The 20,889-nt window shown below is 62.2% G+C and carries 19 protein-coding genes and 9 tRNA genes; 8 read left to right on the plus strand and 20 right to left on the minus strand.

The features are described from left to right. Positions 1-84: 84 nt before the first annotated feature. From AACQ43_RS07530 to pnuC, 5 genes are all read right to left on the minus strand, one after another. The gene (locus AACQ43_RS07530) at positions 85-486 is read right to left on the minus strand and encodes a DUF1622 domain-containing protein (protein WP_016351614.1); all 402 of its coding nucleotides are present in this window, start codon (positions 484-486) and stop codon (positions 85-87) included. A gap of 67 nt (positions 487-553) precedes the next feature. After that, positions 554-877 (minus strand): N(4)-acetylcytidine aminohydrolase, encoded by a 324-nt coding sequence (gene yqfB, locus AACQ43_RS07535; RefSeq protein ID WP_168966759.1) that lies wholly within the window; start codon positions 875-877, stop codon positions 554-556. A 42-nt stretch (positions 878-919) separates the two neighbouring features. Further along, positions 920-1,591, minus strand: a complete 672-nt coding sequence (locus AACQ43_RS07540) for a Crp/Fnr family transcriptional regulator (RefSeq protein ID WP_168966761.1) — start codon at positions 1,589-1,591, stop codon at positions 920-922. A gap of 127 nt (positions 1,592-1,718) precedes the next feature. Then, the gene (locus AACQ43_RS07545; protein ID WP_168966763.1) at positions 1,719-2,444 is read right to left on the minus strand and encodes a nucleoside phosphorylase; all 726 of its coding nucleotides are present in this window, start codon (positions 2,442-2,444) and stop codon (positions 1,719-1,721) included. Next, positions 2,441-3,163, minus strand: a complete 723-nt coding sequence (gene pnuC / locus AACQ43_RS07550; RefSeq protein WP_168966765.1) for a nicotinamide riboside transporter PnuC — start codon at positions 3,161-3,163, stop codon at positions 2,441-2,443. The genes AACQ43_RS07545 and pnuC overlap by 4 nt, the downstream gene beginning before the upstream one ends. A gap of 262 nt (positions 3,164-3,425) precedes the next feature. Here pnuC and AACQ43_RS07555 point away from each other — a divergent pair, with 262 nt between their 5' ends. Beyond that, a complete protein-coding gene (locus tag AACQ43_RS07555; protein ID WP_168966767.1) occupies positions 3,426-5,258 on the plus strand; it encodes an SLC13 family permease in 1,833 nt (610 codons plus the stop codon). 244 nt (positions 5,259-5,502) lie between these two features. Here the strand turns inward: AACQ43_RS07555 and AACQ43_RS07560 are convergent. From AACQ43_RS07560 to lolB, 15 genes are all read right to left on the minus strand, one after another. Further along, positions 5,503-5,586, minus strand: a tRNA-Leu gene (locus AACQ43_RS07560). An 8-nt stretch (positions 5,587-5,594) separates the two neighbouring features. Beyond that, positions 5,595-5,671, minus strand: a tRNA-Met gene (locus AACQ43_RS07565). A 36-nt stretch (positions 5,672-5,707) separates the two neighbouring features. Then, positions 5,708-5,782, minus strand: a tRNA-Gln gene (locus AACQ43_RS07570). Between the two features lie 45 nt (positions 5,783-5,827). After that, a tRNA-Met gene (locus AACQ43_RS07575) sits at positions 5,828-5,904 on the minus strand. Between the two features lie 38 nt (positions 5,905-5,942). Further along, a tRNA-Gln gene (locus tag AACQ43_RS07580) sits at positions 5,943-6,017 on the minus strand. Positions 6,018-6,059: 42 nt separating this feature from the next. Then, positions 6,060-6,134: transfer RNA gene (locus tag AACQ43_RS07585), tRNA-Gln, on the minus strand. A 41-nt stretch (positions 6,135-6,175) separates the two neighbouring features. Then, a tRNA-Gln gene (locus AACQ43_RS07590) sits at positions 6,176-6,250 on the minus strand. 8 nt (positions 6,251-6,258) lie between these two features. Then, positions 6,259-6,335: transfer RNA gene (locus tag AACQ43_RS07595), tRNA-Met, on the minus strand. Positions 6,336-6,570: 235 nt separating this feature from the next. After that, the gene (ychF, locus tag AACQ43_RS07600) at positions 6,571-7,662 is read right to left on the minus strand and encodes a redox-regulated ATPase YchF (protein WP_016351608.1); all 1,092 of its coding nucleotides are present in this window, start codon (positions 7,660-7,662) and stop codon (positions 6,571-6,573) included. Between the two features lie 249 nt (positions 7,663-7,911). Continuing rightward, on the minus strand, positions 7,912-8,508 hold the full coding sequence (gene pth, locus AACQ43_RS07605) for an aminoacyl-tRNA hydrolase (RefSeq protein WP_005298460.1): 597 nt from the start codon (positions 8,506-8,508) through the stop codon (positions 7,912-7,914). 197 nt (positions 8,509-8,705) lie between these two features. Next, a complete protein-coding gene (locus tag AACQ43_RS07610; protein WP_168966769.1) occupies positions 8,706-10,697 on the minus strand; it encodes a bifunctional metallophosphatase/5'-nucleotidase in 1,992 nt (663 codons plus the stop codon). A gap of 102 nt (positions 10,698-10,799) precedes the next feature. Then, positions 10,800-11,747, minus strand: a complete 948-nt coding sequence (locus AACQ43_RS07615; RefSeq protein WP_005298464.1) for a ribose-phosphate pyrophosphokinase — start codon at positions 11,745-11,747, stop codon at positions 10,800-10,802. 309 nt (positions 11,748-12,056) lie between these two features. Beyond that, positions 12,057-12,131, minus strand: a tRNA-Gln gene (locus AACQ43_RS07620). Further along, a complete protein-coding gene (ispE, locus tag AACQ43_RS07625) occupies positions 12,111-12,980 on the minus strand; it encodes a 4-(cytidine 5'-diphospho)-2-C-methyl-D-erythritol kinase (RefSeq protein ID WP_168967155.1) in 870 nt (289 codons plus the stop codon). The genes AACQ43_RS07620 and ispE overlap by 21 nt, the downstream gene beginning before the upstream one ends. Before the next feature lie 26 nt (positions 12,981-13,006). Then, a complete protein-coding gene (lolB, locus tag AACQ43_RS07630) occupies positions 13,007-13,591 on the minus strand; it encodes a lipoprotein insertase outer membrane protein LolB (protein ID WP_168966771.1) in 585 nt (194 codons plus the stop codon). Positions 13,592-13,712: 121 nt separating this feature from the next. Between lolB and hemA the strand changes: the two genes are divergently transcribed. From hemA to AACQ43_RS07665, 7 genes are all read left to right on the plus strand, one after another. Continuing rightward, entirely contained in the window at positions 13,713-14,972 is a 1,260-nt protein-coding gene (gene hemA, locus AACQ43_RS07635; RefSeq protein ID WP_168966773.1) for a glutamyl-tRNA reductase, read from the plus strand. A gap of 51 nt (positions 14,973-15,023) precedes the next feature. Then, positions 15,024-16,112, plus strand: a complete 1,089-nt coding sequence (gene prfA / locus AACQ43_RS07640; protein ID WP_011706935.1) for a peptide chain release factor 1 — start codon at positions 15,024-15,026, stop codon at positions 16,110-16,112. Beyond that, positions 16,112-16,960, plus strand: coding sequence for a peptide chain release factor N(5)-glutamine methyltransferase (gene prmC, locus AACQ43_RS07645; protein WP_168966775.1), 849 nt, complete (start codon positions 16,112-16,114; stop codon positions 16,958-16,960). Before prfA ends, prmC begins: the two co-directional genes overlap by 1 nt. A 43-nt stretch (positions 16,961-17,003) precedes the next feature. Next, a complete protein-coding gene (locus AACQ43_RS07650) occupies positions 17,004-17,387 on the plus strand; it encodes a SirB2 family protein (protein ID WP_168966777.1) in 384 nt (127 codons plus the stop codon). Between the two features lie 11 nt (positions 17,388-17,398). After that, a complete protein-coding gene (locus tag AACQ43_RS07655) occupies positions 17,399-18,199 on the plus strand; it encodes a SirB1 family protein (RefSeq protein ID WP_011706932.1) in 801 nt (266 codons plus the stop codon). A 175-nt stretch (positions 18,200-18,374) separates the two neighbouring features. Further along, on the plus strand, positions 18,375-19,229 hold the full coding sequence (kdsA, locus tag AACQ43_RS07660; protein ID WP_011706931.1) for a 3-deoxy-8-phosphooctulonate synthase: 855 nt from the start codon (positions 18,375-18,377) through the stop codon (positions 19,227-19,229). A gap of 306 nt (positions 19,230-19,535) precedes the next feature. Further along, positions 19,536-20,816, plus strand: a complete 1,281-nt coding sequence (locus AACQ43_RS07665; RefSeq protein WP_168966779.1) for a dicarboxylate/amino acid:cation symporter — start codon at positions 19,536-19,538, stop codon at positions 20,814-20,816. Positions 20,817-20,889 lie beyond the last annotated feature (73 nt).

Consider the following 20,889-nt stretch of genomic DNA (forward strand, 5'->3'; position numbering starts at 1 on the left):
AGGGTCACAACTGGGCCATCCCGAGCCACGGCTGTGGTCGGGATAGCACGGCACTCAGCGATGATGCTGCTGCAAGGAAACGGGCTATTGAGCCGCCTTGGCCTGCTCGCTGCGCTGTTCCTGCTGGCGCTCTGCCTTGTCTTGCTGGCGTTCCGCTTGGGCTTCCAGCTCCTTGCCGAGGAAGTAGTTCAGGAAGGTGCGGATCACCGCGATGATGGCGAGGCGGATCAGCTCCTCCTTGCTCGGCGCCACCGTGGTGGCCAGGATGTCGGCGGCGAGCTGGAATTCCAGCGCCAGAATCAGCCAGCTGCCGAAACAGAGCCGGATATGGGGAAAGCCGGGCTCGTGATCCCGCACCCGCGCCGCCAGCCAGAGGGTCTTGCCCAGCCCAATCACCACGCAGGCGATGGAGATGATCTCCAGCAGCAGCTGGAACAGCTCGACCCCGTGCATCATGCCCTCTCGCAGGCTCGCTATCTCAAACACTCGGGTCACCTCCCTGATTCAAAAGAGGACACTATTAACACATCGCTCGGCAAAGACCAAATCCGGCTCAGGCAAGCAGTTTGAATTCAATGACATAGAGCGGCGGCAGATCGGGGTAGATATCGCGGATCACCTGTTTGAGCTCAGGGAGGGTCATGTTCTCCTGGCGAGCATGCTCATCATTGAGCTCATCGAAGGCGACCGCCTTGACCGAAAGCACCTCTATGGTGCCAAAGGGCTGGTGCTCCGGGTTGGTAAACAGCGCCAGCCGCTGTCCGGGTTGCCAGTTGGCCTCGCTCTCGTCGCGGATGGTGATGGTCTTGCGGCCCGCCTGAATGTCGGCAACGAAGCGGCTGAAGAAGGTGAACTCTGGATAGGTGTGAGTAGACATGGTGGCTCCTGACAGAGTGAATCGAAATGGGATGAATGGAAATCAAAGGTCGAGGTAGGCGCGCAGCCTGGCCAGATCGGCGATGACCGGGCCGTCGCTGCCGTCGGCAACTATGCCCTGTTCGATCAGCTCCTTGAGGGCGCGCCGATAGACCCGCTCGGTGGTACCAAAGCGCGCCGCCTCGTGGGCCCGCTTGCGCGAGCCGAGCATGGGGGTACGCTGGCGCTCGCGCCACAGCTCGAAGGCGATGTTGTAGGCGATGGGGTGCAGCAATCGGCTGGTGGTGATGTCCAGGGTATCCAGATAGTCGCTGGCGAGCGCTGCGGCGAAGAAGAGGGTCAGCTCTGGCTCGGCCAGCAGCCGTTTGGCGAGCTTGTCGGCGCAGATGACGGCGGCGTCCAACTCGGCCTCGGCCACCACGCTCCACTGCACCGGGGTGGCGCTGAAGAACTCCATCTCGCCGAAGATCTGTTGATGGCACTCGATTTCGCCGAGTTGAAACAGCCGCCCTGAGTGCACCGCGCTGTTGAGGGAAATCCGCCCCTGGGCCACCAGATAGAGCTGCTCGCACCGCTCACCTTGACGCATGATGGGTTCACCGGGCAGGTAGCGGCGCGAAAACAGGGTGCAGTCTGCCAGCGCCGCGGCAAAGCGCGGTTCGAGTGCGGCAAGCTCGGCGTGAAAGCGACCGAGCGGATAGGGTTGTTGCTGCATGGTGAAGGCCCGGCTTGACGAGGGCCATGAGGCTAGCAAGAGCGCAGGCGGGATGCCAGCTTTGGCGCCTCTGAATGTGCCGGGCTTAACGTTTTGCCGGGGCCGTTGCGGCCCCGGCAGACCCGGTCTATTGCGTCAGGGCGTGGAGGGCGGCGGCGGTGGCCAGCCGCTCGCCGGTCATCATGGCGGCTTCGCTGGCCGCGTAGTCGCTCACCCCCGCTTGCACGTCCTGCTCGAAGGCCACCACGTTGCAGAGCACGGCGGCTACCCGCACCTTGCGCAGGCGCCCCACGGCGAGCAGGGAGGCGGTCTCCATGTCCGCCCCGAGCACCCCACGCTGGTGCCAGTAGCGACAGACTTTCTGCTCGTCATCCCGATAGAAGCTGTCGTGGGATCGCACCAGACCGTGCCAGTGAGGCTGGCCGCTGGCGCCGAGATGGGCGAGCAGGGCAGCCTGCAGGCGGATGTCGGCGCAGGCGGGGTACTCGGGGGGCAGGTAGGCCAGCGAGGCGCCTTCGCTGCGCACCGCTCCCTCCACCACGATGAGATCCCCCAGCGCGATCTCATGCTGCAGGGCGCCGGCGGAGCCGACCCGGATGAGCGCGCGGGCGCCCGCCTGCACCAGCTCCTCCAGCGCGATGACGGCGGAGGCGCCGCCGATGCCGGTGCTGCACACAGTGACGGGCAGTCCCTGGTAGCGGCCGTTGATCAGGCGAAACTCCCGGTGCTGGCCCAGCACGTCACACCCGTCGAGCTGGCCGGCGATGCGGTCGACCCGGGCCGGGTCGCCGCACAGCACCACCCGTTCGGCGATCTGGTCCGGGCGGCATTGCAGATGGGGCAGCAGGCTCATGCGATCGCTTCCTGTTGCGGGCGCTTGGCGCTGACCATCCACAGGCGAGTGCCGTTGGCGGCAATGAACAGCAGGATCAGGTACTCAAGGGACATGGCATAGACCCCCTGGGCGGCATAGACGCCGATGCTGATGATGTTGATGACCACCCAGAGGATCCAGTTCTCCACGTACTTGCGGGTCATCAGGATCTGGGCCACCACGGAGAGCACCGTCATGCTGGCATCCCAGAAGGGGAAGGCATCGGGGGAGGGCTCAGGGGTGGCGAGATTAGCGCCAAACAGGTTGAGCAGGGCGACCGAGGTGCGCGCCAGGGTGGCGAACACCGGGTCGATGTAGAGGGTCAGCAGGGTGATGGCCAGCACGCTCACGGCGGCGGTGGCGATGAGCTTGGACTTGCTGAGCCAGCGGATCTGCAGGGTATCCCCCTGGGCGTTGGCCGGGCGGGTCCAGGCGTACCAGCCATAGAGGTTGGCGCAGAAGAAGAACAGCTGTAGCAGCAACAAGCCGTAGAGCTGGATCTGGAAGAAGATGATGGCGAACAGACTGACGTTGATGAGCCCGAACAGGTAGTTGATGGTCTTCTCCTGGCTGGCGCACCAGATGCAGGCCAGCCCGAACAGGGTGCCGACGGCTTCAATCCACGACATGGCGTAACCACCGCCCAGCGGTATGGTCATCAGGGTGTGATTGATGCTGAACCACTCGAATATGCTCATTTTCGTTTCCTTTAAAAATTGGGGGCGTGAACCGGGCCTATTCTAGGGGCGACGGGGGGAGGCTGGCAGGACTTTTGTCCGACCCGGGCCGAGCCACCTCAAAGAATGGAGAAACAGCAGGGGCAACTTTAGGCCCCCGATGGCGCCCTGATATGCGATGATGCCCTGCCCCTTTATTGATATGTAACAAATCGGGGAGAAATGAGCTGTGGTCTGATGGAATCCGCTCCGGCCGGGGTGGAGCTGAACAAAAGGAGCAAGTGTGAATTCCGAGTTGGTCTGGGTCCTCTGCATGCTGGTGGGCGCCATTTATCTGTTTGTGAGCAACAAGGTCCGCATGGACGTGGTTGCCTTGCTGATCATCATATTGTTCGTGCTGAGCGGCACCCTGACCCTGCCAGAGGCGCTGGCGGGGTTCAGCGATCCCAACGTCATCCTGATTGCCGCCCTGTTCGTGGTGGGGGAGGGGCTGGTGCGCACCGGTATCGCCTATCAGGTGGGGGATGCGCTGGTGAAGGTGGCCGGCAGCAGCGAGACCCGATTGCTGGTACTGCTGATGGTGGCGGTCGCCCTGCTCGGGGCCGTGATGAGCAGTACCGGGGTGGTGGCCATCTTCATCCCGGTGGTGCTGAGCGTGGCGAACCGGATGGGGATCCCGGCCGGTCGGCTGATGATGCCGCTCGGCTTTGCCGGCCTCATCAGCGGCATGATGACGCTGGTGGCAACGCCGCCCAACATGGTGGTCAACAGCGAGCTGATGCGCCACGACATCCACGGCTTCGGCTTCTTCGGCTTCACCCCCATGGGGGTCATCATTCTGGGGATGGGGATCCTCTACATGCTGCTGATGCGCACCTCCCTGGTGCATGAAGGTGAGGAGGGCAAGAGCAAGCAGATCGGCCGCAGCACCATGCGCGATCTCATTCGCGACTACCGGCTGGCCGGCCGGGCACGCCGGCTGGCGATCCGGCCCGATTCACCGCTGATCGGCCAGACTCTGGACGAGCTGCAACTGCGAGCCCGCTACGGGGCCAACGTCATCGGGGTGGAGCGCTGGCGCAAGTTTCGGCGGGTGATGGTCACCGTCTCCGGGGTGACCGAGTTCCAGGCCAAGGACGTGCTGCTCATCGATATGTCCGATCCCGAGGTGGACGTGCGCGAGTTCTGCAGCGAGGCGCGACTCGAGCCCATGATCCTGCGCGGGGAGTATTTCTCCGATCAGGCGCGGGAGGTGGGCATGGCAGAAGTGTCGCTCATCCCCGAATCCCGCCTGCTCGGCAAGAGCATCCGCGAGGTGGCGTTTCGTTCCCACTACGGCCTCAACGTGGTGGGGATCCGCCGCGCCGGCGAGGCGCTTGGCGGCAAGCTGGTGGACGAGGCGCTGCAGTTGGGGGACACCCTGCTGGTGGTGGGCAACTGGAGCCTGATCCGCCTGCTGCAGACCCACAGCCGCGACTTCCTGCTGCTGGGGTTGCCGGCCGAAGTGGACGAGATGGCGCCAGCCCGCAGCCAGGCAATTCACGCCCTCATCTGCCTCGGGGTGATGATCGCCCTGATGGTGACCGATCCGGTGCCCAACGTGATCGCGGCGCTGATCGCCTGCCTGCTGATGGGCAAATTCCGCTGCATCGACATGGAGAGCGCCTACAAGTCCATTCACTGGCCGACCCTGATCCTCATCGTCGGCATGCTGCCCTTTGCGCTGGCGCTGCAAAAGACCGGCGGGGTGGATCTAATCGTCGGCGCGCTGATCTCGGCGGTAGGGGAGATGGGGCCGCGGGTGATGCTGGCCAGTCTGTTTGCCCTGTGCGCCATCATAGGGCTGTTCATCTCCAACACTGCGACGGCGGTACTGATGGCGCCGATTGCGCTGGGCACGGCGCAGCAGATGGGGATCTCCCCCTATCCGTTCGCCATGACCATCGCAATCGCCGCCTCGGCGGCCTTCATGACGCCAGTTTCCTCGCCGGTCAACACCCTGGTGCTGGGCCCCGGCAACTACCGGTTCGTGGATTTCGTGCGCATCGGCGTGCCCTTCACCTTGCTGGTGATGGTGGTGAGCGTCATCGCCATTCCCTGGTTCTTCCCGTTCTGATTGTATCGATGAGAAAGGCGGCCAGCGGGCCGCCTTTTTATTGCCCGCTGTGCTCTGTGACATGCAAAGGGCGGGGTAAAGCGAAAGCCGGGCATCAGCGCCGTCGTAGAGGAGAGCAAAAGACCCAGCCATTGATACATGGCAGGAGTTGCCGGCGGGCGATGAGATGGGGAGGGGGAAGAGAGCGGCAAACGCCAGATACAAAAAAACCAGCCTGAGCTGGTCTGTTTGGTACTGCTTTTTATGGTGCGGAAGGAGAGACTCGAACTCTCACGCCTAGGGCGCCAGAACCTAAATCTGGTGCGTCTACCAATTTCGCCACTTCCGCAGGAGTAATGGTGGCTATGACGGGATTCGAACCTGTGACCCCCGCATTATGAGTGCGATGCTCTAACCAACTGAGCTACATAGCCGTCTTGTGCACGACTCGCGTCGAATACAAGCAAAAATGGCTGGGGCACTAGGATTCGAACCTAGGTATGGCGAGATCAAAACCCGCTGCCTTACCGCTTGGCGATGCCCCAACAGTGTTCTTTGCAATCAGATGATTGAAGGAACGTTTTTAAAAATGGTGGCTATGACGGGATTCGAACCTGTGACCCCCGCATTATGAGTGCGATGCTCTAACCAACTGAGCTACATAGCCGTTTGTTGTCAACCACTGTGTGGAAGAGAACAGAATAATGGCTGGGGTACTAGGATTCGAACCTAGGGATGGCGAGATCAAAACCCGCTGCCTTACCGCTTGGCGATACCCCAACAGCGATGCCTGACAGAGTCTATCAAACATCTTTTTAAAAATGGCTGGGGCACTAGGATTCGAACCTAGGTATGGCGAGATCAAAACCCGCTGCCTTACCGCTTGGCGATGCCCCAACTGCGATGCCTGACAGATTCTATCAAACATCTTTGAAAAATGGCTGGGGTACTAGGATTCGAACCTAGGGATGGCGAGATCAAAACCCGCTGCCTTACCGCTTGGCGATACCCCAACTAGAGATGGTGGCTATGACGGGATTCGAACCTGTGACCCCCGCATTATGAGTGCGATGCTCTAACCAACTGAGCTACATAGCCAACCTTGCTTCCAGTGCCTCGTTGCCTCGTCACTGTGCGGGCCGAATTATGCGTATCTGGCTCTGGGGCGTCAACCCTTTTTTTGTTTGAAAAACCGAATTTGGGTGCGTTTGGCGAGTTATTGGTCGCTGTCGTGCAAAAGCCCAACAATCTGGTTTTTTTTACGACATTTGCCAGCAGATACGAGCCTTGGCCAGTTAAAAAAGAGGCCAGCAAATGCTGGCCTCTCATGGGATTAGACGTTGAACAGGAAGTTCATGATATCGCCATCTTTGACGATGTACTCTTTCCCTTCGGCGCGCATCTTGCCCGCTTCCTTGGCACCTTGCTCACCCTTGTAGGTGATAAAGTCTTCGAAGGCGATGGTTTGGGCGCGAATAAAGCCTTTTTCGAAGTCGGTGTGGATCTTGCCGGCCGCCTGCGGAGCGGTGGCGCCGACCGGGATGGTCCAGGCACGCACCTCTTTCACACCAGCGGTGAAGTAGGTCTGCAGCTTGAGCAGCTCGTAACCGGAGCGGATCACCCGGTTCAGGCCCGGCTCCTCGATGCCAAGGTCAGCCATGAACTCGGCGCGGTCGGCATCGTCCAGCTCGGCGATGTCAGCCTCGATGGCGCAGCAGACGACCACCACAACCGCGTTCTCGGCGGCGGCGATTTCGCGCACCTTGTCGAGGTAGGGGTTGTTCTCGAAGCCATCTTCCGCCACGTTGGCGATGTACATGGTGGGTTTGAGGGTCAGGAAGTTGAGGTGACTGACGGCGGCCAGCTCATCCTTGTCCAGCTTCATGCCGCGGATCATCTGGCCGTTTTCCAGCGCCACCTTGATCTTTTCCAGCACTTCCACTTCCAGCTTGGCATCCTTGTCGCCGCCCTTGGCGCGCTTGGACTGGCGGTTGATGGCGCGCTCGCAGGCATCCAGGTCGGAGAGGGCCAGCTCGGTGTTGATCACCTCGATGTCGTCGGCCGGGGAGACCTTGCCGGCGACGTGGACGATGTTCTCGTCGTCAAAGCAGCGCACCACGTGACCGATGGCCTCGGTTTCACGGATGTTGGCCAGGAACTGGTTGCCCAGACCTTCACCCTTGGAGGCACCGGCCACCAAGCCGGCGATGTCCACGAATTCCATGGTGGTCGGCACAACGCGCTGCGGATTGATGATGGCTGCCAGCTGATCGAGGCGGGGATCCGGCATCGGTACCACGCCGGTGTTCGGCTCGATGGTGCAGAACGGGAAGTTGGCGGCTTCGATACCGGCCTTGGTCAGCGCGTTGAACAGGGTGGATTTGCCTACATTGGGCAGGCCCACGATACCGCATTTAAAACCCATGGATTGTTACCTTACTTGATGGATGCTGTGTGAGGGCCGCAGAACCTGCCCATGCTCTTGCTGCGAGGCTGTGATCAAGGATCATGCGCTGCTCGCTTATGTGAAACCAAGAGCGCTCACGTATGACTATACGCTCCGGTTCCTGCGCTGCGCTTTACCTTGCTGACAACCTCTCGTTGCAGAGCATGAACAGGTTCTTGGGCGACCCTGTCATATTGTTCGACCCTGACGCGTGTCAGGTATCTGTATTCAGACTTTCTCGGCCTTGAAGCTGTGCAGGCGATTCATGGCCTTGGTCATGTCCTGCTTGAACAGAATGTCGGTGGCGCGCAGGGACTCGTCCAGTGCGGCGTCGATCAGGCTCTGTTCGCTGCTGGGGGCCTTGGTCAGCACGAAACCGGCGACCAGCTCCTTGGCGCCCGGGTGACCTATCCCCAGTCGCAGCCGGAAGAAATTATTGTTGTTGCCCATCCTGGCAATGATGTCCTTGAGGCCGTTGTGGCCACCGTGGCCGCCGCCCTGCTTGAATTTGGCGATGCCGGGGGGCAGGTCCAGCTCATCGTGGGCCACCAGCATGGCTTCCGGCTCGATCTGGTAGAAGCGGGCCAGCGCAGCCACCGCCTTGCCGGAGAGGTTCATGTAGGTGTTAGGGATGAGCAGGCGCACATCCTGGCCATCCACCTGGATGCGGGCGGTGTGGCCGAAGAACTTGGGCTCTTCGCGCAGGCTGACGTTGTGCCAGCGTGCCAGTTGCTCCACATACCAGGCCCCGGCGTTGTGGCGGGTCTTGGCATATTCCGGGCCGGGATTGCCCAGACCCACGATCAGTTTGATTTGGCTTGTCACGCTTGATTTCTTCACTCGCTGCTTGCAATGGGCCGACTGCCCAGGGCAATGGGACGCAATATTCTAGCCGCCGACTGGCGATCACTCAACCAAAGCTCGGCCAGTGCCGGGGAAAAGCGGGAGAACCGGTGGCCAACGGCAGCAAAACGGGCCCCTGCGTGGGGCCCGTGGTGTGGCTTGCCGGTGGCAGAGCCGACTTACTGGGCGGCACGCACCAGGGTGACAGTCTCTTCCGCCAGCGCCGTCAGAGTCGGGCGCTGCTCGCGCACATACTGCACGAAGGAGGCGGCGTCGGTGCCGCATTCCATGCCGCTCGCCTTGCAGTCAAGCTGATGGCCGGCGGTGTAGCGGGCGCTCAGCTGATCGCCGCTCTGCTCCACCCGCTCGACCGGGAACGCCGTCAATTTGCCATCCTGCCAGGCGAGATCCTGGCGCTCGGCGTGCTGGGCCTGGGCGCGGGCCAGCGCCTGCCAGCCGTCGTTGCCGTTGGCGCTGTAGGCGTTCATCACCACCCGGTAGCGCGTCGCATCCACCAGATCCTGCCACTGGCCGTCAGCGTCCTGCCACTGCAACTGGGTCAGGGCGCCGCGCTTGCCCGGCGTGGTCTCGGTGAAGGTGTAGCGCAGGTGACCGCCGTAGGGGAACTTGCCGGCGTGAGCGCTGGCGGGCAGGGTGGCGGTGATGGTCTCGGTCAAGAGGGCGCGCACGTCGGCGCCGGTCAGGGTGAGCACCGAGAGCTGGTTCTTGAACGGCAGCAGGGTGAGCGCCGCATCCCCTTCGCGCAGCTCGCCGGCCGGCAGATCGGCGCGCACGCCGCCCACAGCCAGCAGGGCGAAGTGGACCGGGCCGCCGGTCAGCGCCTGTACTGCCGGGGTATTGGCCCAGTAGTACTGACCCTCGGCTACCAGCGGGGCGACGTCGGAGCCGTGGCTGTCGCTGCCGTTGTCACCGGGGCGACGGGCATTTTGCAGGGCGGCCGGCAGGGTGGCGATGACGGGGCCGAAGGCCTGCTCGAGGGCGGGCTTGTAGTGGCTGTCGATGATGCCGCGCAGGCGGGGATCTTCATCCACGGTCACCAGGTTGGGCTGGGCATCGATGAACTTGGCAGCCTGTTGGCTGCGGGTTGCGTCCAGCGCCTGCTGGCGGGCGGGATCGGCGAAGAAGTCGTGGCTGGCCAGCAGCTGGTTCTGGCCCTTGCAGGCGATGACCCGGCCCTGGGCATCGAAGCTCACCTGAGCCAGTCCGATGGCCTGGGCGTAGGAGCCGGCCTGCACCACGCAGGTCATGCCGACCCCGTCCGGGTTGGTGACAAGCGCCGCGTACTCGCCGGTGTTGCCCCAGCCGATGTTGCGAAAATCGCCGAGCAGGCTGTGGGAGTGGCCGCCGACGATGGCGTCGATGCCGTTCACCTTGGCCGCCAGCGCCAGATCTCGCTGGTTGCCGATGTGGGTGAGCGCCACGATCTGGTTGATGCCGTGCTGGCGCAGCAGGTCCACCGTCGCCTGGGCGGAGGTGACTTCGTTGCCAAAGCGCAGCTTGCCAACGTTGGGGGAGATGTTGGCCATGTCCTCCAGCACCAGCCCCATCACGGCGACCAGCTGCTTGCCCTGGGGCAGGTTGTTGAGATCGCTGACCGGACTCTTCTGGTTGCCATCGAAGGCGTAGATGACGAACGGCTTGAGATTGGTGGCGTGGCGCAGATCCGGATCGTCGCGGGTATCCAGGTTGGCGGCCAGCACCGGGAAGTTGACCCCCTGGATGAAGCGGGTGAGCTTCTGGTTGTCGAGATCGAATTCGTGGTTGCCAAGGGCCATGGCGTCGAGGCCGAACTGGCTCAGCAGCTCGGCGTTGGCCATCCCCTCGTTGAGCTTGAAGTAGCCGCTGCCTTGCCAGGCATCGCCGCCGTGCAGCAGCAAGATCGGCTGGTTCTTGGCCAGCGCATCGGCCTGGAAGGATTTCGCCATGGTGAGCAGGCGCGGATAGCCGCCGAAGCGTGTGTAGAGGGTGTCGGTCTCCCCCTGCTTGCCAAAGATGGGCCCCTTCAGCTCGGCGTTGACCGGGTCAAACTGGGAGTGAGTGTCGTTCATATGAGCCAGGGTCAGCACGAAGGGCTGGCCTTCATTGCCGGGCTGACAGGCGAACAGGAAGCTGCAGAAGGCAAGGAGCAGCAGCGGGCGCAAGCGATTCATGGAACAATCCTTAACCTGCGACGGGGCAGGGCAGTACCGGGTGTAACTGGGACTAAAAAGACAAAAACCGCCAGCTGGCGGTTTTTGTCACAACAGGGTCTATCAATGCTCAAACATGGCAGAGATGGACTCTTCGTTGCTGATGCGGCGAATGGCTTCGGCCAGCACGGAAGAGAGCGTCAGCTGCTTGACCTTGTCGACCGCCTTCATCTCCGCGGTGAGCGGGATGGAGTCGGTGATGATCAGTTCGTCGATCACGGAGTTCTTGATGTTCTCCACGGCGGAACCGGAGAAGACCGGGTGAGTGGCGTAGGCGAATACACGCTTGGCGCCGCGCTCCTTGAGGGCTTCTGCGGCTTTGCACAGGGTGCCGCCGGTGTCGATCATGTCGTCGACGATGATGCAGTCGCGGCCGGCCACGTCACCGATCAGGTGCATGACCTGGGAGACGTTCGGGCGGGGACGACGCTTGTCGATGATGGCGATGTCGGTATCGTCCAGCAGCTTGGCGATGGCACGGGCACGTACCACGCCGCCGATGTCCGGCGACACGACCACGGGGGATTCGAGGTTCTTGGACTTCATGTCTTCCAGCAGCACCGGGCTGCCGAACACGTTGTCGACCGGGACGTCGAAGAAGCCCTGGATTTGTTCGGCATGCAGGTCAACGGTCAGCACGCGATCCACACCGACGCTGGAGAGGAAGTCGGCGACGACCTTGGCGGTGATGGGAACACGGGCGGAGCGGACGCGGCGGTCCTGACGGGCATAACCAAAGTAGGGGATAACGGCAGTAATACGGCCAGCTGAAGCACGACGCAGAGCATCCACCATCACGATCAATTCCATCAAATTGTCGTTGGTCGGGGCACAGGTGGATTGAATGATGAAGATATCGCCACCACGTACATTCTCGTTGATCTGTACGCTGATCTCGCCGTCGCTAAAGCGACCTACGGCAGCATTGCCGAGTTTGATAAACAGGCGATCTGCGATCTTCTGGGCTAGTTCCGGCGTTGCGTTACCAGCAAACAGCTTCATGTCAGGCACGGTTTGAAACCTCGGGGTTGCATCCAGTATGTGGGGAGTCTTATTCAGACCCTTATCGTTTTGGGGCAAACGATTTATCAAGTTGACGGGTCAGACCACTATAGGCTGCTTTCAGGCCAGGTGCCCACGTTGCATGCGGCAAGTCGGTTGAGCGTCGTGCTGGTCGACGCCCCGTCATCCATGATGACCAGTGACCTCCCGACAACGAGCGGGTAACGATGGATGCTGCAACCGGCGAGGGGGAGTGTGCACTCCCGGCAAGACTGCTGCGGCAGGTGAATCGATATACCCTGTTCGATGTTCAGGAGATGGCTGGGGTACTAGGATTCGAACCTAGGAATGGCGAGATCAAAACCCGCTGCCTTACCGCTTGGCGATACCCCAATCACTGACTTGTTGCAATGCAGCGAAGAGTGGTGATATGTTCTCGCCCTTGGCGACAAACCCATCCCATCCTTTCGGCACTTTTGCCAACACTTCCCGAGCAGCCACTTCGTCTTCAAACTGAGCAAAGACGCAGGCTCCTGTGCCCGTCATTCTTGACGGCGCGTATTCTAGCAACCAGCCGAGCGCATTGGCAACCTCGGGGTGGCGCTTTTTCACCAGCAATTCGCAATCGTTTTTCCACTCCCCTTCCAGCAGATTGTGCAATGCCATTTTCGGGGTATCTCTGGGCAGGTCCGGATCCTGGAACACGGCGGCGGTCGCCACATGGCAATCGGGCTTGAGCACCAGATACCAGGCACTCGGCAGCTCGACCGGCTGCAACCGCTCACCGACCCCCTCGGCAAAGGCCGCCTTGCCGCGCACGAACACCGGCACGTCGGCGCCCAGCTGCACGCCGAGCTCGGCCAGTTCGTCTTCACTCAAGCCGGCCCGCCACAGGTGGTTGAGGGCGACCAGGGTGGTGGCGGCGTCCGACGAACCGCCGCCGATGCCACCGCCCATGGGCAGTACCTTCTCCAGCCGGATATGGGCTCCCTGCGGGCTTGGCAGCCTGGCCTGCAGCAGGCGGGCGGCGCGGATGATCAGGTTCTGCTCGTCGGGCACACCGGGAATGGCCGGGCTCAGGGTGAGCAAGTCGGTATCGGTGAGCGGATCGAACTCGAGCCAGTCGCCGTGGTTGAGGAAGATGAACAGGGTCTGCAGCTCGTGGTAGCCGTCCGGGCGACGGCCGTTGACGTGCAAAAAGAGATTCAGTTTGGCCGGAGCCGGCCAGCGCATGGCGCTCATGGGGGAGTCCTTGTCGATGGCCGCCATCAGCGGGTTATGGTCCACTGGTTGATCTGCAGCTTGAGGCGACTGCCCTGGCCGGTCATGGTGAGCAGGTGCGGCAGGCGGTAGCCGTCCTGATCCCGGTAGTCGCCATAGACGATCTGCCACTGACCGTCCCGCACGCTGGCCAGACTGCGGTCGGGGTTGAGCTCGAATGCGGCCTGGCCCGGCAGGCCCTTGATCCACTCCGGCAGCCCGGCCACCGGAATGTTCCAGCCGGTGAGCTGATAGATGAGCGCCTCGGCATCCTGGCTCTGGTGCGGCTTGCCCTCGTTGTCGATCAGGGTGATCTCGCCCTTGCTGCGGGAGAGCTCGAGGATGTGAGTGCCGATCAGGCTGGTGAGGTTGAGACGGTAGTCGTCGCCATCCTGCTGCCAGTTGACCCGGGCGCTGCCCTTCTGCTGGGCGGTGATGATGGCCATCTTGCCCGACAGCTGCCAGTGGCTGAGCTGCTCGAGGCGGGTACGTTCCTGCTGCCAGTTGACCTGATCACGCTGGGGTTGGGTAGTGGCGCAACCGGCCAGCAACAGCAGGCAGCCAAGGGTGAAAAGACGCAACAACAAGGTCATGCTCCGGAAAAGGGGATTTGCCACAGTATACGGGGCGGCCGTATTGCTTTTAAAGACTTACCCTTTCTCGTACAATTGGCAGCCTTTACTCCCAGCGCACAGATACGATCCACGCCCACTCATGAGTTTGCTTGCCCTCGGAATCAACCACAACACCGCCAGTGTCGCCTTGCGGGAGCGGGTCGCCTTCGGCCCGGACTGCATCGATCGCGCCTTGCGTGAGCTGGTCGCCCAACCCGGTGTAAGCGAGGCGGTGATCGTCTCGACCTGCAACCGCACCGAGCTTTACTGCAGCCTGGCGCAGGGGCAGGGCGAGCAGGTGTTGCTGTGGCTGCAGCGTTTCCACGGTCTGGATGCGGCCGAGGTGGTCTCCGCCATCTACCAGCATCAGGACGAGGAGGCGGTCCGCCACCTGATGCGGGTGGCCTGCGGGCTCGACTCCCTGGTGCTGGGGGAGCCGCAGATCCTGGGGCAGATCAAGCAATCCTACGCCCATGCCCAGCAGTCCGAGGCGGTGAAGGGATCGCTGGAGCGGCTGTTCCAGAAATCCTTCTCGGTGGCCAAGCGGGTGCGTACCGATACCGAGATCGGCGCCAGCGCCGTGTCGGTGGCCTTTGCCGCGGTGAGCCTGGGGCGGCGGATCTTCTCCGATCTCTCCCAGACCAAGGTGCTGCTGGTCGGCGCCGGCGAGACCATCGAACTGGTGGCCCGCCACCTGCGCGAGCAGAACGTCACCCAGATGATGGTGGCCAACCGCACCCTGCAGCGGGCCCAGCTGCTGGCCGAGGAGTTCGGCGCCCAGGTGATGACGCTCGAAGAGATCCCGGACTACCTGCATGAGGCGGACATCGTCATCAGCTCCACCGCGAGCCCGCTGCCCATCATCGGCAAGGGCATGGTGGAGCGCGCGCTCAAGGCTCGCCGCTTCAAGCCCATGTTCCTGGTGGACATCGCCGTGCCCCGCGACATCGAGGCGGAGGTGGACGAGCTCTCGGACGCCTATCTCTACACGGTGGACGACCTGCAGGGCATCATCGAGCAGAATCTCGAGACTCGCAAACGGGCCGCCGCCGAGGCTGAGCTCATCGTGCAGGAAGAGCGCGACGACTTCATGGGCTGGTATCGCAGCCAGCACTCGGTGGATCTCATTCGCGATTACCGCCACCAGTCCCAACAGGTGGCCGACGAAGAGCTGCAGCGCGCCCTGCTGGCCCTGCAGCAGGGCGAGAATGCCGAGCAGGCGCTCAAGGCGCTGGCCCACCGCCTCACCAACAAGTTGATCCACGCACCGACCCAGGCCCTGCGCCATGCCGCGGCACAGGGGGATCACCACCAGCTGGCCCAGTTGCGCCAGGTGCTGGGGTTGTCACAAGAGTCATAGTTTTGGGGCGACCAGCCGGTCGTCCCGTCCTCCATCGAGAACGCAAGATTTATGAACCCGTCACTGATCAGAAAGCTGGAAGGCCTCATCGAGCGCCACGAAGAAGTACAGGCCATGCTCGGCGAGCCGGACGTGGCCGCGGATCAGGATCGCTACCGCGCCCTGACCCGGGAATATGCCCAGCTGGAAGATATCGTTCACGCTTTCCAGCAATTCCGCCAGGCCGAAGAGAACCTGGACGCCACCCGCCAGATGCTGGAAGAGGATGATGCCGACCTGCGCGAGATGGCGCAGGAGGAGCTGCCGCTGGCCAAGGCGACCTTCGAGGAGCAGGAGCAGGCGCTGCAGGTGATGCTGCTGCCGCGCGACCCCAAGGATGACAACAACTGCTACCTGGAGATCCGCGCCGGTGCCGGCGGTGACGAGGCGGCGATTTTTGCGGGCGATCTGTTTCGCATGTATTCGCGCTACGCCGAGCGCCAGGGCTGGCGGGTTTCCATCGTCAGCTGCAACGACGGCGAGCATGGCGGCTACAAGGAGGTGATCGCCAAGGTAGAAGGTGAGCACGTCTACGGCCGCCTCAAGTTTGAATCCGGTGGTCACCGGGTGCAGCGGGTGCCGGAAACCGAATCCCAGGGTCGGGTGCACACCTCTGCCTGTACCGTCGCCGTGTTGCCGGAAGTGCCGGAAGCCGAGCAGATCGAGATCAACCCCTCGGAGCTGAAGATCGACACCTTCCGCGCCTCCGGGGCCGGCGGTCAGCACGTCAACAAGACAGACTCCGCCATCCGCATCACCCACCTGCCCACCGGGCTGGTGGTGGAGTGCCAGGATGAGCGCTCCCAGCACAAGAACCGCGCCAAGGCGATGTCGGTGCTTTCCGCCCGTCTGCAGGCGGCCGAGGATGAGCGCCACCGCGCCGCCGAGCAGAGTACCCGCCGCAACCTGGTGGGATCGGGGGATCGCTCCGAGCGTATCCGCACCTACAACTACCCGCAGGGGCGCCTCTCCGAGCACCGCATCAACCTCACCCTCTATCGCCTCGGCGAGATCATGGAAGGGGACCTGGACTGCGTCATCAGCCCGATGATCCAGGAGTACCAGGCCGATCAGCTTGCCTCCCTGGCCGAGAGCAACTGATGCAGATCCAGCAGGCTCGCGCCCACATCATGGCGACCTTGGCAGGGGGGGAATCCCCCCGCGCCGATGCCGATGCGCTGCTCTGCCATCTGCTGGAGTGCCGGCGCAGCTACCTGATGACCTGGCCGGAGCGCGAGCTCGATGCCGCCCAGCAGGTGACCCTGCAGGGCTGGCTTGAACGCCGTCTTGAGGGGGAGCCCATCGCCCACCTGATTGGCGAGCGGGAGTTCTGGTCGCTGCCGCTCAAGGTGAGCCCGGCCACCCTGATCCCGCGCCCTGATACCGAGGTGCTGGTCGAGCAGGCGCTGGCGCGGCTGCCCGCAGGCCCCTGCGCCGTGCTGGATCTGGGCACCGGCACCGGCGCCATTGCACTGGCGCTCAAGTCGGAGCGACCGGATGCCGATGTATGGGCGGTGGACAGGATGCCGGCAGCGGCGGCCCTGGCCCGTGCCAACAGCGCCGCCCTTGGTCTGCCCATCGAGGTGCGCGACGGCAGCTGGTTTGAGCCGCTGGTCGATTCCTCGTCAAGCAAGGCGCCGCGCTTTGCCATGATCGTCTCCAACCCGCCCTACATCGACGGGGCGGATCCCCATCTCGATGAGGGGGACGTGCGCTTCGAGCCCCGCTCCGCCCTGGTGGCGGATGAGCAGGGACTGGCCGACATCCGGCTGATCGTGGCGGGCGCGCCGGCCCATCTGCTGCCGGGCGGCTGGCTGTTGCTGGAGCATGGCTGGCAGCAGGGGGAGGCGGTGCGTCAACTCCTGCTGCAACAGGGCTACCTTCAGGTGGAAACCGTGCGCGATTACGGCGATAACGAGCGGGTGACCCTGGGGCGGCTGGCTCAGTGATGATGACGGGCAGGCCGGGCCTGCCTTTGTTCAAGGACACGTTATGTATTTTGCTATCAAACATCTGCACCTGCTGCTGATAGGCTTGGCCGTGCTGATGTTCATGTTGCGCTTCTATTGGCTGCAGACCGGCTTGAGCCGCGCCGCCAGCGCCCGTACCCTCAGGTTGAGCGGCTGGCTCAACGGCCTGGTGGTGCTCTCCGGCGTGCTGCTGTGCATGGTGCTGGATCTCAACCCGCTCAACAACGCCACCCCCTGGCTCAGCGAAAAGCTGACCGCCATCCTGGTGGTGGCCTTTCTGGCCATGATGGCACTGCGCCTGGCCCGCAGTAACGGCATCCGCTGGTTTGCGTTTCTGGGAGCCCTCGGCTGGGTCTTCTTCATCGCCAAGCTGGCCGTCTACAAGCAGGCCAGCCTGTTCGGTTAAGGATGATGACGATGATACGCGTAGACGAATGGACCGATTTCGAAGCCCATGACATCGCCGAGCTGGCGCTGTCGGTGAGCGACGAGATCCATGGCATCAGCGGCCGCGGGACGGCGGAGCTGGCACGGCTCGACGCCTGGCTGGACGAGGCCATCGAGGAAGGGGATTGCGACCAGGTGCGCCGCCAGCTGCTGCAGGGCTTCTATCAGACTCTGGGCTTTCACGGCGACTGGCAGGACTACTTCTCGGTGGCCAACTGCGATCTGGCAGAGGTTCTGGCCCGCAAGCAGGGCATTCCGGTCAGCCTTGGTATCCTCATCATTCAGCTGGGGCGCAAGCTCGGGCTGGATGTGGAGGGGATCTGCTTCCCCGGCCACTTCCTAGTGAGCTTCGCCGGCAGCGAGGGGGAGGTTTATGTAGACCCCTTCACCGGCGACGAGCTGAGCCTGCACCACATCGAGCTGCTGCTGCGCGGGGCCCTCGGCAATCTGGCCACTCTCAGCTCGGATCACCTGCAGCCTGCGGGCCAGTGGGAGATCATCGAGCGGCTGCTCAACGTCAGCAAGGGTGCCCTGCTGCGGGAAGACCGGATGACCGAGGCGCTGCGCTGCAGTGAGCTGCTGCTGCGGATGAAGCCCGGCGATCCGCTGGAGACGCGGGATCGCGGCTTCATCTACGAGCAGCTCGACTGCCCGCGCTTTGCTGCCGACGATTTTGAATACTTTATTGAACAGTGCCCGGACGATCCGGTGGCCGACGTGCTCAAGGCCCAGCTGGCAGCGCTGGATCTGAGCCCCAAGCCCCTCCACTGAGGGGAGGGTAACGGCCCTGTTGCATGGCGAGGCCCTGGCCGAATGAAGAGTCCCATGCCGTTGCATGCAAGGCCTGGGAAATGCAACCGACGAGTATCGAGGCCATGCTGCTTTGGGCAGCGCGGCCGGATGTGAATTCAAGCCCTGCAAGCCCTTTTACCTAAGGAAGCCTGAGATGGAACAGAAGAATATCAAGGTCAATGGCATCGATGTCGCCAACGACAAACCGTTCGTGTTGTTCGGCGGCATGAACGTGCTGGAATCGCGCGACATGGCGATGGCGGTGTGCGAGAAGTACGTGGAAGTGACCTCCAAGCTGGGTATCCCGTTCGTGTTCAAGGCGAGCTGGGACAAGGCCAACCGCTCCTCCATCCACTCCTACCGCGGTCCGGGTCTGGAAGAGGGGATGAAGATCTTCCAAGAGCTGAAAGCGACCTTCGGCATGCCGGTCATCTCCGATCTGCACGAGCCCCATCAGGCCAAACCGGTAGCCGAGGTGGTCGACGTCATCCAGCTGCCCGCCTTCCTGGCGCGCCAGACCGATCTGGTGGAGGCCATGGCCCGCACCGGCAACGTCATCAACATCAAGAAGCCGCAGTTCCTGAGCCCAAGCCAGATGAAGAACATCACCGACAAGTTCGAGGAGTGCGGCAACGACCGTCTGATCCTGTGCGAACGCGGTGCCAACTTCGGGTATGACAACCTGGTGGTGGACATGCTGGGGCTGGGCGTGATGAAGAAGAGCACCGGCGGCTACCCGGTCATCTTCGACGTGACCCACTCCCTGCAGTGCCGCGATCCCATGGGCGCTGCCTCCGGTGGTCGCCGCGAGCAGGTGACCGAGCTGGCCCGTGCCGGTATGGCGGTTGGTCTGGCCGGTCTGTTCATTGAATCCCACCCGGACCCCAAGATTGCCCGTTGCGACGGCCCGAGCGCACTGCCGCTGGAGAAGCTGGAAGGCTTCCTCAAGCAGATGAAGGCCATCGACGATCTCATCAAGGGCTTCGAGCCGCTCGATACTTCCATCTGAGTCAGGCCCCGCTGGCCCAATAAAAATGCCCCGCACTGCGGGGCATTTTTGTTTGCGGCCTGTTTTTATTTCTTTGGCCAGCATAAATCAATCACAGAATAAATACAGCCAGGTTTCCGTGGTGTTAATGTTGTTAAATCTGTTGTGTGATTGATGTCTATTAATTGCTTTTTTTAACATGGGAAAGTAGCCCCTGTTGTGATGAGGGAACGGCACGAACCGGGCGAAATAACACTATTTCGTCACGGATTGCTGCATGCGTATTTCTGCCATGACACATCTCATTAAATTGACAGGACGTTAAGAATGCAGAAAAAAATAGTCAGCAGCCTGTATTTTCAGGTGTTGTTAGCGATCACCCTCGGGGTCATTCTGGGACATATATATCCAGATCTCGGTGCGGATATGAAACCGCTGGGGGATGGTTTCGTTAAATTAATCAAAATGATCATCGCCCCGGTTATATTCTGCACCGTGGTGACCGGTATTGCCGGCATGGAGAGCATGAAAGCAGTGGGTAAAACCGGCGCCATCGCGCTGCTCTATTTTGAAGTTGTCAGCACCATCGCCCTCATCATCGGGCTGTGCGTGGTCAACCTGCTGCAACCGGGGGCGGGCATGAACGTCGACCCCGCCACGCTGGACGCCAGCGCCATCTCTGCCTACGCCGAGCAGGCCAAGGCGCAGGGCATCATCCCCTTCCTGCTGGACGTGATCCCGGGCAGCGTGATCGGTGCCTTCGCCAGCGGCAACATTCTGCAGGTGCTGTTATTTGCGGTGCTGTTCGGCTTCTCCCTGCACCATATCGGCGAGAAGGGAAAAGTGATATTTAATGTCATTGACAGCTTCTCCCAGGTTATTTTCGGGATCATCAACATGATCATGCGGCTGGCACCGGTTGGAGCATTTGGTGCGATGGCCTTTACCATCGGAAAATATGGTATCGGCTCGCTGGTTCAGCTCGGACAATTAATTGCCTGCTTCTACATGACCTGCCTGCTGTTTATTTTCCTGGTGCTGGGCAGTATTGCCAGAGCGAATGGCTTCAGCATCCTGCGCTTTATTTCCTATATCCGGGAAGAGCTGCTGATCGTGCTGGGAACTTCCTCTTCTGAATCCGTATTGCCGCGCATGCTGGTGAAGATGGAGGCGCTCGGCTGCAAGAAGTCGGTGGTGGGGCTGGTGATCCCGACCGGTTACTCCTTCAACCTGGACGGCACCTCCATCTATCTGACCATGGCGGCTATCTTCATCGCCCAGGCCACCAACACCCCGCTCGATCTGTTCCAGCAGATCACCTTGCTGGTGGTGCTGCTCATCTCCTCGAAGGGGGCCGCCGGGGTGACCGGCAGTGGCTTCATCGTGCTGGCGGCCACCATCTCGGCGGTGGGCCACCTGCCGTTGGCCGGGCTGGCGTTGATCCTCGGCATCGATCGCTTCATGTCGGAGGCCCGCGCCCTGACCAACCTCATCGGCAACGGGATGGCAACCCTGGTGGTGGCCCGTTACTGCGATCAGCTCGATGAGCAGCAGATGCACGAGGCGCTGAGCCACCCGCCACAAGCCGTCAAGCTGGATCAGCATTGAGCCGCCGATGCCCGCACCGTGCGCTGACAGCCTGTCGAGCAAGGGCGGCGAGCGTGGGTGGGTGAATTCAAGC

Origin of the sequence: Aeromonas sp. DNRA1, from assembly GCF_963888745.1 — a bacterium.
Taxonomy (GTDB): Bacteria; Pseudomonadota; Gammaproteobacteria; order Enterobacterales; family Aeromonadaceae; genus Aeromonas; species Aeromonas hydrophila.

Coding starts and splice junctions, on each gene's coding strand:
- AACQ43_RS07655 (WP_011706932.1), top strand. CDS start 17,399: ATGATACGCGTAGACGAATGGACCGATTTCGAAGCCCATGACATCGCC.
- ispE (WP_168967155.1), bottom strand. CDS start 12,980: ATGAGCGCCATGCGCTGGCCGGCTCCGGCCAAACTGAATCTCTTTTTG.
- prfA (WP_011706935.1), top strand. CDS start 15,024: ATGAACCCGTCACTGATCAGAAAGCTGGAAGGCCTCATCGAGCGCCAC.
- lolB (WP_168966771.1), bottom strand. CDS start 13,591: ATGACCTTGTTGTTGCGTCTTTTCACCCTTGGCTGCCTGCTGTTGCTG.
- pnuC (WP_168966765.1), bottom strand. CDS start 3,163: ATGAGCATATTCGAGTGGTTCAGCATCAATCACACCCTGATGACCATA.
- hemA (WP_168966773.1), top strand. CDS start 13,713: ATGAGTTTGCTTGCCCTCGGAATCAACCACAACACCGCCAGTGTCGCC.
- ychF (WP_016351608.1), bottom strand. CDS start 7,662: ATGGGTTTTAAATGCGGTATCGTGGGCCTGCCCAATGTAGGCAAATCC.
- AACQ43_RS07540 (WP_168966761.1), bottom strand. CDS start 1,591: ATGCAGCAACAACCCTATCCGCTCGGTCGCTTTCACGCCGAGCTTGCC.
- AACQ43_RS07650 (WP_168966777.1), top strand. CDS start 17,004: ATGTATTTTGCTATCAAACATCTGCACCTGCTGCTGATAGGCTTGGCC.
- kdsA (WP_011706931.1), top strand. CDS start 18,375: ATGGAACAGAAGAATATCAAGGTCAATGGCATCGATGTCGCCAACGAC.
- AACQ43_RS07545 (WP_168966763.1), bottom strand. CDS start 2,444: ATGAGCCTGCTGCCCCATCTGCAATGCCGCCCGGACCAGATCGCCGAA.
- AACQ43_RS07665 (WP_168966779.1), top strand. CDS start 19,536: ATGCAGAAAAAAATAGTCAGCAGCCTGTATTTTCAGGTGTTGTTAGCG.
- AACQ43_RS07610 (WP_168966769.1), bottom strand. CDS start 10,697: ATGAATCGCTTGCGCCCGCTGCTGCTCCTTGCCTTCTGCAGCTTCCTG.
- yqfB (WP_168966759.1), bottom strand. CDS start 877: ATGTCTACTCACACCTATCCAGAGTTCACCTTCTTCAGCCGCTTCGTT.
- prmC (WP_168966775.1), top strand. CDS start 16,112: ATGCAGATCCAGCAGGCTCGCGCCCACATCATGGCGACCTTGGCAGGG.